This is a genomic window from Staphylococcus sp. McC-251-APC-3A2 (genome assembly GCF_009695665.1).
Taxonomy (GTDB): Bacteria; Bacillota; Bacilli; order Staphylococcales; family Staphylococcaceae; genus Staphylococcus; species Staphylococcus cohnii.
Map to the genome: position 1 here is coordinate 113075 of NZ_VUNO01000005.1, position 14506 is coordinate 127580.

Sequence of the window (14506 nt, forward strand, 5' to 3'; positions counted from 1 at the left end):
GTTTAGGAGTGGAAAAATGAAGAAAAAAGAAGTCAGCATGACAGAATTATTTTTTGATTTAATATTTGTTTATATTTTATCTACGATTAATCAGACTGCAGAAGGTATTTCACATAATTTAATGTCTTTAGAAGAACTAGGAAAAAGCTTCATGCTTTTTCTCGTCTTTTTTTCTATATGGGTTTACCGTACTCTTTTAGTTAATAGGTTCTTCAATCAAAAATGGTATCAATACATCTTTGTATTTATAGATATGTATTTAATCGTTATATTGTCTAAAGCTATAAATAGCGATTTTCAACAAACATTTCTTCCATTTGTTTTAATGTCAGCCTTGGTATATCTAAGTGTTTTTATACAATACTTTATTAATTATAAATTTACCAATACGCGAATAGATATGAAATTGGTTAAAGTGTATACGATTGGTTTATTATTAACAATTATTCTTTCTATAATATCTATAATGTTGCCGGCACCGATTAATTTTGTCGTGTATTTTATAGGGATTTTTATCGTAGCAGTCTTTCCATTACTCTTTTATAAAACTTCATATCGTAACCCTATATTTTTTAACCATTTGACTGAACGATTAAGCTTATTAGTGATTTTATTATTTGGTGAAGGTCTAGTTTTATTAATACAAAATATTGAATTAGCCCATTTAAATATTTTATATGTATTATGTTTCGCCTTTATTACGTGCTTATTTGTTATATATGTTCATCACTATAAATCAACAGATAAAAACACAACAAACAAAACAGGATTTACAACAATTTATGTACATTTATTATTAATATTTTCATTAGATATGATGTTTTTAATAATGAATAAACAGTTATCTAATGAACAACTGAATATATCTGAAATATATGGATTCATATTATTCTTAGTTTTATTTATAGCCAGTATATTAACAAATATTGGCTTTCATAAGCAGAAAGCATAAATTATTCTTTATACTTTTCTTGTTATAGTTCTTTAACTTTATAGAAAAAATATGAGTCATTTATTTTACAACTTATGGTTGTGATTTTATTTTGGAAACCTTCCTACAACAAAAAGTAGGGCAGGTATTTATTCTGAGAAAATCTATTTGTTAGTGATAGGTATTGGAATAAATCAATTTTGTTAAATTGAGATTATAGGGTGATAAAGATTAAAACTAAACTTTTTAAAGCACTTAAAGATGCCATTATTATTATTTTAATTATTTTTTTAATAACAACATTATTGGACTATACGAATTTAAATATTAATCTTAATCAATTCGGTAATATGATTGGAAATTTAGGTTTAGTAAATATCTATGAAAATAAGAATTTAAATGGCTTGTTATCATTAGGTTTCATATTAGCTGGTTTATCTTTTATTTATGATATGTTTTTTAAACAAGCAACCACAAAGCTTGAAGAAAATGGACGGAAAAACTAAGAAGAAAACCTTTTATAAAAAGAGTGTGAATTTCCACACTCTTTTCTTGTGCAATTGATAAAATTTTAATTCAATTACATTTTATGAAAGTTTAGACGCTATGAGAAGCATTTATTTGCATTCATAGATATTAAATCAAGATAATTTTTTTAACATTTGTTAAATCAAAGGATGTCCTTAATGCATACCTTTTTTCGCAACTTGAATCACTTATGCTTGTCGACTTTTTATTTTCAATAACTAAAAATGATTAAGCTTTCCCAATTATAAATAATGCAATTTTCTTAGCTAATGTTTCCTTCTCTGCCGTATTATTACTATCAACTAACTGTAATGCACCTTCATGAATCATTTGTGCAAAAATAGGAACAAATATGGCTTTTTCTCTATCTGCATAATTGTCGTTCAGGCTCTTTGATAAAACAAGTTTCAATTCTCTTAATATTTTTTCTCTCATTTGAGGTAATGCTAACCCAGCATAGCTGCTTCTGCATTCAATATTAGGTTCTTGATAAAAATCATGAACTGCTAAAATGAGTTGGCTTATATTTTCTTGATTAAAAGTCATATCAAATGAGATATAGTTTTTAATAGAAACTGTAGCAAAATCCTCCATAATATAGTCTATTAGATCATATTTATCTTCAAAGTGCGCATAAAACGTAGCTCTGTTTACTTGAGCACCTTTTGTGATATCTGTGATTGTTATTTTCTCAAAATCTTTTTTATTAACCAAACTAAAAAAGGCATTAATTAATGACTGTTTCGTATGTGTCATTCTCAAATTTTTTACTTTTTCTGCCATTTGAACCACTTCCTCAACGATTTAAAAGTTTTGTTGTTATAGCAACATTTAAGTATAGTTTGTTGATTGTTCAATCATTTTACTAACTGTATATTTTATTTATAGCAACATTTTGTTGCTTTAATATATCACAAACAAGGAGCTGCTTAAATGAAGACGTTTGTTATTGTAGGCGCAGGTACTGGTTTAGGGCTATCACTAGCTAAAAAGTTTGGTTCTGAAGGATTTAGAGTAGCAGCTATCTCTCGAAATACTGAAAAATTAGAAGTTATTCAAGAAAACCTGAGTAACTTAAACATTGAGGCGAAAACTTTTACAGCTGACATCACAGACTTGGAAGCATTAAAACAATCTATCCAAGCCATTAAAGTTGAATTCGGTTCTATAGATGTCATAGAGTTTAGCCCTTACGCAAAAGAAGATAGCTTTACAAATATATTAGAAACTACACCAGAGAGTATATCAGAAATGTCAAAAACTTATCTATTCCCATCAATTCAGTTAGTTAACGAAGTTTTACCAGATATGATAAATAAAGGAAGTGGATCAATCCTATTTACAACAGGTGTATCTACAATATTCCCCTTACCTTTTGCTGGAAATGCTGGCATTATAGGAGCTGGATTGCGTAACTATGCTGAAAATCTTTACAATGAGCTAGAAGATAAAGAGATAATCGTAAGACATCTTGCAATAGGAACAGTGATAGAACCTGGAACAATAGGTGATCCAGATTCTATTGCAGAGGCCTGGTATGATTTATACAAAGAAAAAGGGAAATTTGAAGAAACATTTCCAAAAGGCATAAAAAAATTTGATGTTTCCTAATTAGTGTATCGCACTTAAAGCATTTTGCATTCCTACTCACTGTGATGTTATAATGTAATTAACAAATAGAGTGTTTACATGGTAAACACCGAGCCCGATAACTACGGACATAGTTATCGGGCTCTTTTTGGTGTATTTGGTTATGTCGCCGTCGTATTATTTATCACGCTTATTTAACCAATGTGAAAACAACGTGACTATAGTGCCTACTATAATAGGCGCTATAAGTACTACAAATAGAGTGTTTAACATGGTGTCATCTCCTTCCATGTTAGTTAAAACACAGAAGTAGAACGACGACTTCATTATTATATCATTGGTAAATATGTAAGCACATCTACTTCCCACAAGTTGAATGATGTTAGTAAAATAGGGGATAAATGAATCAACAAAAAATATATAAGATTAAAAAGCATGTTAAAGAATATGAGGGCGCATATAAGGGTTATTAAAGTAAGTTAAATACCACTTGAGAGTCCTAGCCACTAAAGCAGACTTATAGCCCAAAAGAAAACCACCCGTAAAACAGGTGGTTTTAATTTTATAATAATTAAAATACATCGCGCTTATTGTGCACATTCATATGGGTTGAAGTCCAATGGCATTGGTGTAGCAAAACCTAACATGACAAAATCTTCATCACCAGTGTTGGTCATGCCGTGCGCATCTCCTGGGAATGAAACGAATATATCTCCGGCTTTAATGGGTTTTTGTTCATTATCATTTGTGAAAAAAGTACCTTCGCCTTGTAGTACAATCCAAACATCATCCGCATCTTTATGTGTGTGACAAGGTAATGATTGTCCTGGTTTAAGACACCAAACCGCACCAGCTGAATGTCGTGTTTCATAAAATATAGTTTTTTTCGCTGCGTCGTCAGAAAAATGTTGTAACTCATTTATTTTAAAAAAACGATTGGATGTTTGTGGCATATTTTTCACTCCTGTTAGTTTACAATATAGTTTGGTTGTTCACCGCTAAGTTGTTTCACTACGTTAGATGCTGCAATGTCAGCCATCATGTCTCTTGCCTCGAATGTCGCATTGCCAATATGTGGTGTGATAACTACGTTTTTCATTGATTTCAGTACTTCAGTAATTTGTGGTTCAAACTCAAACACATCAAGTGCTGCACCTTCAATAATACCTTCTTCTAGTGCTTTTACTAATTCTTCTTCATAAACAATTGGTCCTCTTGATGCGTTGATTAAATATGAAGTTGGTTTCATTTTTTTGATCGCATTATAGTCAATCATGTGTTTTAACTTTTCATTATATGCGCAGTTTAAAGTTACAAAGTCTGAACGTTTTAAAAGTTCGTCTTGTGTAACATATTCTGCATTTAATTCAGCTTCTTTATCTTCATAACGTTTAGGGCCTGAATAAAGGACATTCATATCAAAACCTTTAGCACGTCTTGCAACGGCAGTACCAATTTCACCTAATCCTATAATACCAATTGTTTTACCAGATACTTCACGTCCTCTAAAGAATAACGGTGACCAACCGTTAAATCCTTCATTACGGCAAAGTTGATCTCCTTCAGGAATACGTCGAGCCACAGCAAGTAGAATACCCATTGTTAACTCTGCAGTTGAATTGGTTGAAGCAATGGGCGTGTTTGTCACATTGATATCGTGTTCACGCGCAGCTTCAATATCAATATTATTAAAACCAGCACCATAGTTAGCTATGATTTTTAATTTTGGTGCAGTTTCAATAACTTTTCGGCTCACGTTAGTAGATAATAAAGTGATTAATGCATCAACGTCTTTAATTTTTTCTATTAATAATTCTTCGGAAATTAGCGTTTCACCAGTGTACATATCTACATCAAAATGTTGTTCAAGTTGTTTAAGTCCGGCTTCTGGGATAGCACCTGCGATAAAAATCTTCTTCATAAAAATCGTCTCCTCCTATTATGTGAAAACATTCACAATTTTTAATTTAAGTTTAGCATTATTTGGTGTTTTGGGTATGTAAAAAGTGCCAAAGTATGATATTTGTTTTGTGTGATATGAACAAATCGCATTTATACGTAGAAAAGTGTTAAAAGTTGATTGAATTTCAAGTGAAAATGTAATAATTCATTTTTATATAAGTGTTGAGTGCAAGTATTAGTATATTTATGGAAAACCCTTACATTTTAGTGTAATATTATACTAAGAGGTGATTAGTATGGTGAATATAAAAAAAGAACGTATGAAAATTTATGTGTTGGATAATGGGCGAATGAAAATGGATAAAAATTTAATGATCGCAAATTCAAACCAAGCGACATTAGATAATCCAAATAAAGAAAATGAACTACATGAATTTCCGATTTATACCGTTTTTATAGATCATCCTGATGCTAAGATATTATTTGATACTGCTTGTAATCCGAATTCAATGGGAGAGGAAGGACGATGGATTAATGCAACACAAAAAGCTTTCCCTTATTTTTCTGATGAATCATGTCACTTACCAAACAGACTAGAACAATTAGGTGTTGATCCTAAAGATGTGGATATAGTAGTAGCTTCCCATTTACATCTTGATCATGCTGGTTGTTTAGAATATTTTACAAACGCAACTGTTATTGTTCACGACGATGAATTCAGTGGTGCGATGAAGTGCTATGCGCGTAACCAACAAGAAGGTGCGTACATTTGGAGTGATATCGACGCTTGGATTAAAAGTGATTTGACTTGGCAAACTATAGCGCGAGATCAAGCACATCTAAACCTTGTAGATGGTGTGAAAGTACTCAACTTTGGTAGTGGACATGCCTGGGGAATGATTGGACTGGAAATTGAAACTGAAGAGTTAGGGACACTCATATTAGCTTCTGATGCCATTTACACACAAGAAAGTATGGAACCTAAATTACAACCACCTGGTATTCTTTATGATTCAGTTGGATGGGCAAATTCTGTGGAATATATTAAGCGCCTTGCTCAAGAAAAGAATGCAGAAATTTGGTTTGGACATGATGGTAACCAATTTGAATCTTTTAGAAAATCTACGGATGGTTATTATGAATAAAGGATGTGTGAAGCAATGAAAACAAAAGCAGCAGTATTATATGAAATGGGAGTTGAAGGGCCTTATGAAAAAACGGAGCCTTTAAAAATAGAAACTTTAAACCTCGATGCCCCAAAACAGAATGAAGTGCTCATTAAAATTCATGCCGCGGGTTTATGTCATTCTGATTTGTCAGTGATTAATGGGAGCCGTCCAAGACCAATGCCTATGGCGCTTGGCCATGAAGCAGCAGGTGAAATTATAGAATTAGGTGAAGGCGTTAGTGATTTTGAAATTGGAGACCACGTTGTTTGTACTTTTATCCCTAGCTGCGGTAAATGTATACCATGTCGTGAAGGAAGACCTGCATTATGTGAAAATGGTGCAGCTTCCAATGAGACGGGTGAAATGATAGAAGGTGGGTTCCGCTTATCTAAAGAAAAAGATGTCATACACCATCATTTAGGTGTTTCAGGATTTTCAGAATATGCTGTTGTCTCAGAAAATTCAATAGTGAAAATAGATCCAGAAATTCCTTATGAACGGGCAGCAGTGTTTGGTTGTGCTGTCATTACAGGTATAGGTGCTGTTATAAATACAGCTCAGATTAGGCCGGGTAGTAACGTAGCGGTAGTGGGGCTTGGAGGCATTGGACTAAATGCCATAATAGGTGCAAGACTGGCTGGTGCTAATGAAATTATTGCTTTAGACATTAACGAGGACAAATTTGAAATTGCTAAAACTTTAGGTGCAACAGCAGTGTTTAACTCAAGTGATGAAAATGTGATTGATGATGTTAAAGCATATGTAACAGGTGGTGCTGAATACGTGTTTGAAACAGCAGGTGTGGTACCTGCGATGCAAGTAGCATATGCGATAACAAAACGTGGTGGTTCAACAGTGACCACAGGTTTACCTGATCCAAAAGCAGAATTTTCATTTCCACAAGTAACTTTAGCTGCTGAAGAGAGAACGGTTAAAGGTTCATATGTGGGAAGTTGTGTTCCTGATCGTGATATACCAAGATTTGTGAGCTTATATCGTCAAAACAGGCTTAATATTGATCCATTAATCAGTGATGTCATCTCATTAGATCAGATTAATAAAGGTTTTGATCAATTAGCAAATGGCGATGCCGGTAGAATTATTATTAAAATGTCTTAATTAATGATTCAAATATAATAGGTAACAAGGTTATAAATAATGACATGGTTGGGACTCATTTTGACAATTAAATGAGTCAAGTAACCTTAGATTAGTTAAAACAGTATTCAATTCATGAACCTATATAAAAATTGACAGTGGCGAGATAGATAACACAAGCTTTAACACATACGGTTAGTCTTCGGTTTGTCTGCGCGTAATGTTCGCGCATGCTCTAATATATAGTTGTACCGTTGCAAAACTGATTTGGATTTATAGTATAAAAAGACGATTACTTTACTTAAAATTTGTAAAGTCATCGTCTTTGTTATTGTTAAAAATTATTGTGCTGTATAGCCGCCATCAATTACGATTGATTGTCCAGTGACACTTTGAGCTTTATCACTAGCGATGAACACAGCATAGTCAGCAACTTCTTGAATATTCACAAGTTGTTTTTGTGGAATGAGTGGGAATAATACTTCTTCTAATACTTGTTCAACACTCACATTTCTTGTTTTGGCAAGGTCGTTCATTTGGCCTCGAACAAGTGGTGTATCGATATATCCAGGACAGATTGCATTGACTGTCACACCATCTTCAGCTGCCTCTAAAGCTGTAACTTTTGTTAGACCAATGATGCCATGTTTGGCACTGTTATAGGCAGATTTGCCAGAAAAACCAACGAGCCCGTTGATCGAAGACATATTTAAAATTCGTCCATATTGTTGTTTCTTCATTATTGGAAGTACATGCTTTGTCATAATAAATGTACCAACTAGCATAATATCTATCATTTGTTTGAATTTATCAGTTGGAAAATCTTCAATATTTGCCACGTTTTGCAAACCTGCGTTGTTAATTAAAATATCAATCTGGCCATACTGTTTTACGGTTTCATCTACTAATGCTTCTACATCTTTTTCATTAGAAACATCAGCAGTAAAACCCATACAATCAAAGCCATTTGCTTTAAATGATTCAACTGCATGATTTAATGCTTCTTGATTAATATCGGTAAATACAACTTTTGCACCTTCATTTAAAAATACCTTAGCAATTTCCAATCCAATGCCACTCGCTGCACCTGAAATGATTGTAATTTTGTCTTTTAACATATATTTGCCTCCCTTTTGCATATCATAATTAGCTTACATTTGTTCAATGGATAAGTAAAATGAATGGTTTAATTGCGCTATAGCTATTGTTTATGGAAAATTTGGTTATATAAAACCAAGACAATTCAATAATAAATATATTTTAATTAAAAATAATAGTATAAATTATTTGGGGGAGAGGGTATAATTTAGAGTAGCTAAAGTAAATGGGAGGCTAAAGTTATTGAGTAGAAGAGAATATTTTCATCATGTTGATCATCGGAAAAAGCAACAAAACTCTAAATTAACACTGTGGATAACTTTCTTTATTACACTGATATTTACCATAGTAGAGTTTGTTGGTGGCGTACTTTCAAATTCTTTAGCATTGTTATCTGATTCGTTTCATATGTTAAGTGATGTTATCGCATTAAGTTTGTCAATGGTTGCGATATATTTTGCAACGAAAAAACCTACGTCACGTTTTACATTTGGCTATCTGAGGCTAGAAATATTAGCTGCTTTTTTAAATGGTTTAGCGTTAATGATTATTTCATTATGGATCCTGTATGAAGCAGTTAAACGTATGATTTATCAGCAACCAATTGAAAGTGGTGTTATGGTTATCATAGCCACGATTGGTTTATTCGTTAATATCGTATTGACAATCGTTCTTGTACGTTCTTTAAAACAGGAAGACAATATTAATGTTCAAAGCGCATTATGGCATTTTATGGGAGATTTATTAAACTCAATCGGTGTTATCGTTGCCGTTGTGTTAATTCACATAACAGGATGGCAGATGATAGACCCACTCATCAGTATCGTTATTTCCTTAATTATATTACGCGGTGGATGGAAAATTGCTAGAAATGCTTGGTTTGTATTAATGGAAGCTGTACCTGAAAAGTTCGATACAGATAAAGTGATTGCTGACATGAAAAGTATAAAAGGGATTGATGATGTTCATGAATTTCATTTGTGGAGCATAACCACAGAACATTTTTCCTTGAGTGCACATGTTGTACTGAGTAGTCAATCAGAGATTGAATCGTATGAAGTAATAAATAATGTTTCTAAATTATTGGAAAATAAACACAATATCAAGCACACAACATTACAAATTGAAAACCTTAGCATCAATAATCACTCTAAGACGTATTATGAAAATTTGAAATCATAAATATTGAGTGTTTGCAGAAACTTAATTTATTGAATGTTTGTTTATATAGACAGAAAAAGTACAACGTTTAAACAAGCTTTCGTATCGCGCTATAGAAACGTACTAAGTCTTTTTATAAAATATGATTATTTTGAAGGCCCATACATCTTCTTAGTTTTAATTTGTTAAAATATACTATATAATTTTAAGCAATAACTAAGAAAGGTGTATATGATGGGTCAATATCAAATTACGAAACCATTAAACAATAATGTTATTATTTGTATGCATCAAAAACGTGAAGTGGTCCTTATCGGCAAAGGGATTGGGTTCAATAAGAAACCAGGGATGGTTGTTGATGATGAGACAATGATAGAAAAAGTTTATGCGTTAGAACAGAAAAAGCAACAAGAACATTATAAAGCTCTTATTGAACAAGCTGATGATTCTGTCATTCAAGCGATTATTGAGGTAATTAATATGATTACTAGCACAGATTTAGAAATTGATGATAATCGTTTAATTGTAGCATTAACCGACCACATTATATTTGCATATAAACGATTAAAGCAAAATCAATACATTAACAACCCTTTTGCAATCGAAACGAGACATCTATACCCTGAAGCTTATAAAATAGCTGCTTCGGTTATCTATAAACTCAATTCGGTATTGTCACTCCAATTTCCAGAAGATGAGGTTGGTTTTATAGCACTACATATTGCATCTAATATGGAAAAACTAACAATGAGCGAAATGACTAAAATTAATGATTTAATCAGTAAATGTATTCAAATTGTGGAGCATGATTTACATCAACCTATTGATACGACATCTGTACAATATCAAAGATTTATTAGACATATTCAATTTTTAATTAGAAGACTGAGCATAGGCGAAACGATTAAGTCGCAAATCGAATTTGAAAAGATGTTGAAAGCGCATTATCCGCTGTGCTATAATGTTGCTGTCAAGATAATGAAAATGATGCAAAAACAGTTAGGTGTCACAGTATATGAAGCAGAAGTTATTTATTTAACGTTACATATCAGCCACTTAACACAACAATAAATAAGCACGTGTAACTGATTCGATCAGGCATGAGTACTTAGACAGAGCAAAAGCTCAGTTTATTTACTCATGCCTTTTTTTGTGTCTTTAACCTTGTTTTGACGCAATATATAGGAACTTATAATGTATTATGTTTTTGTACATAAACGTTATATAGTTTCTTGAAAATGGAGGATACTATATGATGTGGAAGAAATTTTTTGGTCAGCTTCAACGTATTGGTAAGGCTTTAATGTTACCTGTGGCCATCTTACCAGCGGCGGGTTTATTGTTGGCTTTTGGAACAGTTTTGCAAGGAGAAGTTTTACAATCTTACCTTCCATTTATTAAAGCAGATGGATTTCAACATGTTGCACAAATGATGGAAGGTGCAGGGGTTGTCATTTTCGATAATTTACCAATGATTTTTGCATTAGGTGTGGCTATTGGTTTAGCTGGCGGAGATGGTGTAGCTGCGATTGCTGCATTTGTAGGATTTATGATTATGAATAAAACCATGGGAGCATTTTTAGGTATTACAGCAGATAATGTCAGTGATGCTGCTAGTGGTTATGCAAATGTATTAGGTATTCCTACCTTACAGACAGGTGTGTTTGGTGGGATTATCATTGGTGCACTTGCTGCATGGTGTTATAACAAATTCTATAATATTTCATTGCCAAGTTATTTAGGTTTTTTTGCTGGTAAACGTTTTGTGCCAATTATGATGGCAACGTGTTCTTTCATTCTTGCATTTCCAATGGCATGGATTTGGCCAACCATTCAATATGGTTTAAATGCATTCAGTGAAGGTCTCTTAGAATCAAATACAGGAATAGCAGTATTTTTATTTGGTTTTATTAAACGTTTGTTAATACCATTTGGTTTACATCATATTTTTCATGCACCTTTTTGGTTTGAGTTTGGGAGTTTTAAAAATGCGGCTGGACAAATTATTCATGGAGATCAGCGAATTTTTATTGCTCAAATCACTGAAAATGTACCACTGACAGCTGGTAAATTCATGGGTGGAGAGTTCCCAGTAATGATGTTTGGACTACCTGCTGCTGCTCTAGCAATTTATCATTCAGCGAAGAAAGAAAATCGTAAAGTGGTTGGTGGTCTGATGTTATCAGGTGCCTTAACATCATTCCTTACGGGTATTACAGAACCGTTGGAATTTTCATTCTTATTTGTAGCGCCGCTCTTGTTCTTTATTCATGCAGTGCTAGATGGATTTGGCTTCTTAATTATGTACTTATTGAATGTACATTTAGGCTATACCTTCTCAGGTGGATTTATTGATTTCTTACTGTTGAACATCTTACCTAATAAGACAGCTTGGTGGCTTGTTATTCCAGTAGGCTTAGTTTATGCAGTGCTTTATTACTTTATATTTAGATTTATTATCAAAAAATTAAATTATAAAACGCCTGGTAGAGAAGATAAAGAAATGCAAAATAATTCTGTATCAGTGAGTGAGCTACCGTTTAAAGTTTTAGATGCGATGGGTGGGAAAGACAATATTAAACACCTTGATGCATGTATTACACGTTTGAGAGTAGAAGTTAATGAAAAAGCTCAAGTAGATGTTGAAGGTTTGAAACAGCTAGGTGCTTCAGGCGTACTAGAAGTAGGCAATAATATGCAGGCAATTTTTGGACCAAAATCAGATCAAATTAAACATGATATGGCACAAATTATCGCTGGTAATATTACAAAACCAGAGGAGACAACGACTGAAAGTGAAGCTATGAATGAATCAGTTACAGTCGAAAGTGAAACGATTTATGCACCACTTAAAGGACGTACAGTACCGTTAAATGAAGTGCCAGACCAAGTATTTAGTGATAAATTAATGGGTGATGGTCTTGCGATTTATCCGGATAATGGAGAGGTTGTGGCACCATTTGATGGTACAGTGGAGTTAGTCTTCCCTACCAAACATGCGATAGGTTTAAAATCTGAATCAGGTGTAGAAGTGTTAATTCACTTTGGTTTAGAGACTGTTGGATTGCAAGGGGAAGGTTTTACAGTACATGTAGATTCTGGAGAGACGATTGTAAAAGGTCAATCACTTATGACTGTAGATTTAGACTATATTAAAACGCATGCGAAAAGTGACATTACGCCTATTATCGTAACTAATTCAGGAGAACACGAGATTAAAACAACACATGACGGTGCAGTCGACATAGGAGAAGTGTTAATTAAATTATAATATATATAAAACCTCTTAATTCACAATATAGTGCAAATAAGAGGTTTTTTTGTGTATATACGAGTATTAGTTTTATTATCCAGTTAATTAATCTCCGATAATCATATTATCTATTAAACGTGCTTTGTTGAATTTTACTGCAAGGGAAATGAAAATTTTTCCATTAATGTGAGTGATTGCTTCTAATTCTGGATAACTATATATAGCTACTGTTTCTATATTACCGGATGTATGCTGTTTAATATAAGTTTTGGCTATGTCTATTAATTTGGCACAATTACGTTCTCCTTGAAGGTATTGTTCATTGGCTAACTGTAAACTTTTATATAGTGCTGGCGCTTCTTGTCGTTCTGTAGGCGCCAAATAAACATTGCGTGAACTTTTAGCGAGACCGTCTGATTCACGTACTGTATTAACACCAATGATATCTATTGGGTGATTAAAATCTACGGCCATTTTTTCAACGATAGCTAGTTGCTGCGCATCTTTTTTGCCGAAATACGCACGATGTGGTCGAATAATATTAAATAATTTGTTAACAACTGTGATGACACCATTGAAATGGCCAGGGCGTTGTGCACCTTCTAAAACAGTGGCGAGTCTACCAGCATTTAACGTTATCGTGGGTTTTTCTGGGTACATCTCTTCTACTGTAGGATAAAAGATATAGTCTACACCAACAGACGCTGCCTTAATTTTATCTTGGTCTATATTTCTAGGGTACGCATCAAAATCTTCATTTGGTCCAAATTGTAATGGATTTACAAAAATACTGATGATTGTAATGTCATTTTCCTTTACTGATTGTGACATCATTTCTAAATGACCTTCGTGTAAAGCCCCCATCGTTGGAACAAAGCCGAGGGAGTGATTGTTTTTTATTAAATTTGTACTTATTTTACTCATTTCTTTGATAGATGTAATTAATGTTGTCATTCTGATACCTCATCCATAATTTGTTTTTTATAAGTGTGTGAAACATCAGGAAATATTTCGTTTTTGACTTCTTTATGATACTGCATTAAAGCGGTTATGCCACTGGAAAAATCTCCATATTGCTTTACGAATTTGGCTTGATGAGGAACTTCATAATTGAGTACATCATGATAGACCAATACTTGTCCATCAGTATCTTTACCTGCACCTATACCAATCACTGGGATGTCTAAATTTTTGGTGATTTGTGCAGCTAAATCACTCGGAACAGCTTCTAAAACGAGCATGATAGCGCCAGCTTGTTGTACAGCGTAAGCATCGTTTATGAGTTGTTGTGCGGTTTCTTTTGTATTGGCTTGCATCTTATATCCAGTGATACCAACACTTTGTGGGGTAAGTCCTAAATGTGAAACGACTGGTATACCGATGTTCTGGCAATTGTTTATAAAATCAATTAAATGTGCGCCTTCGACTTTAATTGCATTTGCATTTGTTTGCTTGTATAAATTTATAGCATTTTCTAAATCAGAGTGTTCACTAATACCAACAGCACCAAAAGGAACATCAACAATCATAAAGGTATTAGGGGCACCGCGACGCACTGCTTTCGCATGATGGATCATATCTGACATCGTTACTTGAACCGTACTTTCATAACCTAACACCGTCATACCCAAAGAATCTCCAACTAAAAGAGTATCGATTTGTGCAGTTTCTGCTTGTTTTGCACTAGGGTAATCATAAGCTGTAACCATTGAAATTTTATTAGCATGCTGTTTCATATCTATTAAATGCTTTAATGTTAACAATTATACTCAACTC

General features: G+C 33.2%; 15 protein-coding genes. 8 read left to right on the top strand and 7 right to left on the bottom strand.

Going from position 1 to position 14506, the window contains the following annotated elements:
• The first annotated feature begins 16 nt into the window (after positions 1-16).
• Both FYJ81_RS10750 and FYJ81_RS10755 read left to right on the top strand, forming a co-directional pair.
• Complete coding sequence (locus tag FYJ81_RS10750; RefSeq protein ID WP_107523453.1) at positions 17-952, top strand: low temperature requirement protein A; 936 nt, start codon at positions 17-19, stop codon at positions 950-952.
• 200 nt (positions 953-1152) lie between these two features.
• Positions 1153-1437 (top strand): hypothetical protein, encoded by a 285-nt coding sequence (locus FYJ81_RS10755; RefSeq protein WP_107523452.1) that lies wholly within the window; start codon positions 1153-1155, stop codon positions 1435-1437.
• Positions 1438-1687: 250 nt separating this feature from the next.
• Here FYJ81_RS10755 and FYJ81_RS10760 read toward each other — a convergent pair whose 3' ends face one another.
• The gene (locus FYJ81_RS10760) at positions 1688-2242 is read right to left on the bottom strand and encodes a TetR/AcrR family transcriptional regulator (protein WP_107523451.1); all 555 of its coding nucleotides are present in this window, start codon (positions 2240-2242) and stop codon (positions 1688-1690) included.
• 150 nt (positions 2243-2392) lie between these two features.
• On the opposite strand from FYJ81_RS10760, the gene FYJ81_RS10765 reads away from it, so the two are divergent.
• Positions 2393-3070: an SDR family NAD(P)-dependent oxidoreductase gene (locus FYJ81_RS10765; RefSeq protein ID WP_107523450.1), complete on the top strand. Its 678-nt coding sequence runs from the start codon at positions 2393-2395 to the stop codon at positions 3068-3070.
• 156 nt (positions 3071-3226) lie between these two features.
• On the opposite strand, the gene FYJ81_RS10770 is transcribed toward FYJ81_RS10765, so the two are convergent.
• The 3 genes from FYJ81_RS10770 to FYJ81_RS10780 form a co-directional block, all read right to left on the bottom strand.
• Entirely contained in the window at positions 3227-3322 is a 96-nt protein-coding gene (locus FYJ81_RS10770; RefSeq protein WP_107523449.1) for a type I toxin-antitoxin system Fst family toxin, read from the bottom strand.
• Between the two features lie 314 nt (positions 3323-3636).
• On the bottom strand, positions 3637-4002 hold the full coding sequence (locus FYJ81_RS10775; RefSeq protein ID WP_070038787.1) for a cupin domain-containing protein: 366 nt from the start codon (positions 4000-4002) through the stop codon (positions 3637-3639).
• 14 nt (positions 4003-4016) lie between these two features.
• The gene (locus FYJ81_RS10780) at positions 4017-4970 is read right to left on the bottom strand and encodes an NAD(P)-dependent oxidoreductase (RefSeq protein WP_107523448.1); all 954 of its coding nucleotides are present in this window, start codon (positions 4968-4970) and stop codon (positions 4017-4019) included.
• Positions 4971-5247: 277 nt separating this feature from the next.
• Between FYJ81_RS10780 and ahlS the strand changes: the two genes are divergently transcribed.
• Both ahlS and FYJ81_RS10790 read left to right on the top strand, forming a co-directional pair.
• Positions 5248-6096, top strand: a complete 849-nt coding sequence (gene ahlS, locus FYJ81_RS10785) for an AhlS family quorum-quenching N-acyl homoserine lactonase (protein WP_019469224.1) — start codon at positions 5248-5250, stop codon at positions 6094-6096.
• 15 nt (positions 6097-6111) lie between these two features.
• Positions 6112-7239, top strand: coding sequence for a zinc-dependent alcohol dehydrogenase family protein (locus tag FYJ81_RS10790; protein WP_107383503.1), 1128 nt, complete (start codon positions 6112-6114; stop codon positions 7237-7239).
• Positions 7240-7559: 320 nt separating this feature from the next.
• Here FYJ81_RS10790 and FYJ81_RS10795 read toward each other — a convergent pair whose 3' ends face one another.
• Positions 7560-8336, bottom strand: a complete 777-nt coding sequence (locus FYJ81_RS10795; RefSeq protein WP_107383502.1) for a 3-hydroxybutyrate dehydrogenase — start codon at positions 8334-8336, stop codon at positions 7560-7562.
• A 223-nt stretch (positions 8337-8559) separates the two neighbouring features.
• Between FYJ81_RS10795 and FYJ81_RS10800 the strand changes: the two genes are divergently transcribed.
• The 3 genes from FYJ81_RS10800 to ptsG all read left to right on the top strand — a co-directional run bounded on the left by FYJ81_RS10800 (position 8560) and on the right by ptsG (position 12748).
• A complete protein-coding gene (locus FYJ81_RS10800; protein ID WP_107523447.1) occupies positions 8560-9498 on the top strand; it encodes a cation diffusion facilitator family transporter in 939 nt (312 codons plus the stop codon).
• Between the two features lie 213 nt (positions 9499-9711).
• Positions 9712-10548 carry a glucose PTS transporter transcription antiterminator GlcT gene (gene glcT, locus FYJ81_RS10805; protein ID WP_107523446.1) on the top strand — a complete coding sequence of 279 codons (837 nt, stop codon included), beginning with the start codon at positions 9712-9714 and terminating at the stop codon, positions 10546-10548.
• 184 nt (positions 10549-10732) lie between these two features.
• Positions 10733-12748, top strand: a complete 2016-nt coding sequence (ptsG, locus tag FYJ81_RS10810; RefSeq protein ID WP_107523454.1) for a glucose-specific PTS transporter subunit IIBC — start codon at positions 10733-10735, stop codon at positions 12746-12748.
• 87 nt (positions 12749-12835) lie between these two features.
• Here ptsG and panC read toward each other — a convergent pair whose 3' ends face one another.
• Together panC and panB are read right to left on the bottom strand one after the other, a co-directional pair.
• The gene (panC, locus tag FYJ81_RS10815) at positions 12836-13684 is read right to left on the bottom strand and encodes a pantoate--beta-alanine ligase (protein WP_107523445.1); all 849 of its coding nucleotides are present in this window, start codon (positions 13682-13684) and stop codon (positions 12836-12838) included.
• Positions 13681-14493 carry a 3-methyl-2-oxobutanoate hydroxymethyltransferase gene (panB, locus tag FYJ81_RS10820; protein WP_019469232.1) on the bottom strand — a complete coding sequence of 271 codons (813 nt, stop codon included), beginning with the start codon at positions 14491-14493 and terminating at the stop codon, positions 13681-13683. Before panB ends, panC begins: the two co-directional genes overlap by 4 nt.
• Positions 14494-14506: the final 13 nt, after the last annotated feature.

What these genes read in the sequence shown, in the direction of transcription:
- FYJ81_RS10750 (WP_107523453.1), top strand. Translation starts at nt 17, where the DNA reads ATGAAGAAAAAAGAAGTCAGCATGACAGAATTATTTTTTGATTTAATA.
- FYJ81_RS10760 (WP_107523451.1), bottom strand. Translation starts at nt 2,242, where the DNA reads ATGGCAGAAAAAGTAAAAAATTTGAGAATGACACATACGAAACAGTCA.
- FYJ81_RS10765 (WP_107523450.1), top strand. Translation starts at nt 2,393, where the DNA reads ATGAAGACGTTTGTTATTGTAGGCGCAGGTACTGGTTTAGGGCTATCA.
- FYJ81_RS10770 (WP_107523449.1), bottom strand. Translation starts at nt 3,322, where the DNA reads ATGTTAAACACTCTATTTGTAGTACTTATAGCGCCTATTATAGTAGGC.
- FYJ81_RS10775 (WP_070038787.1), bottom strand. Translation starts at nt 4,002, where the DNA reads ATGCCACAAACATCCAATCGTTTTTTTAAAATAAATGAGTTACAACAT.
- FYJ81_RS10780 (WP_107523448.1), bottom strand. Translation starts at nt 4,970, where the DNA reads ATGAAGAAGATTTTTATCGCAGGTGCTATCCCAGAAGCCGGACTTAAA.
- ahlS (WP_019469224.1), top strand. Translation starts at nt 5,248, where the DNA reads ATGGTGAATATAAAAAAAGAACGTATGAAAATTTATGTGTTGGATAAT.
- FYJ81_RS10790 (WP_107383503.1), top strand. Translation starts at nt 6,112, where the DNA reads ATGAAAACAAAAGCAGCAGTATTATATGAAATGGGAGTTGAAGGGCCT.
- FYJ81_RS10795 (WP_107383502.1), bottom strand. Translation starts at nt 8,336, where the DNA reads ATGTTAAAAGACAAAATTACAATCATTTCAGGTGCAGCGAGTGGCATT.
- glcT (WP_107523446.1), top strand. Translation starts at nt 9,712, where the DNA reads ATGGGTCAATATCAAATTACGAAACCATTAAACAATAATGTTATTATT.
- ptsG (WP_107523454.1), top strand. Translation starts at nt 10,733, where the DNA reads ATGTGGAAGAAATTTTTTGGTCAGCTTCAACGTATTGGTAAGGCTTTA.
- panC (WP_107523445.1), bottom strand. Translation starts at nt 13,684, where the DNA reads ATGACAACATTAATTACATCTATCAAAGAAATGAGTAAAATAAGTACA.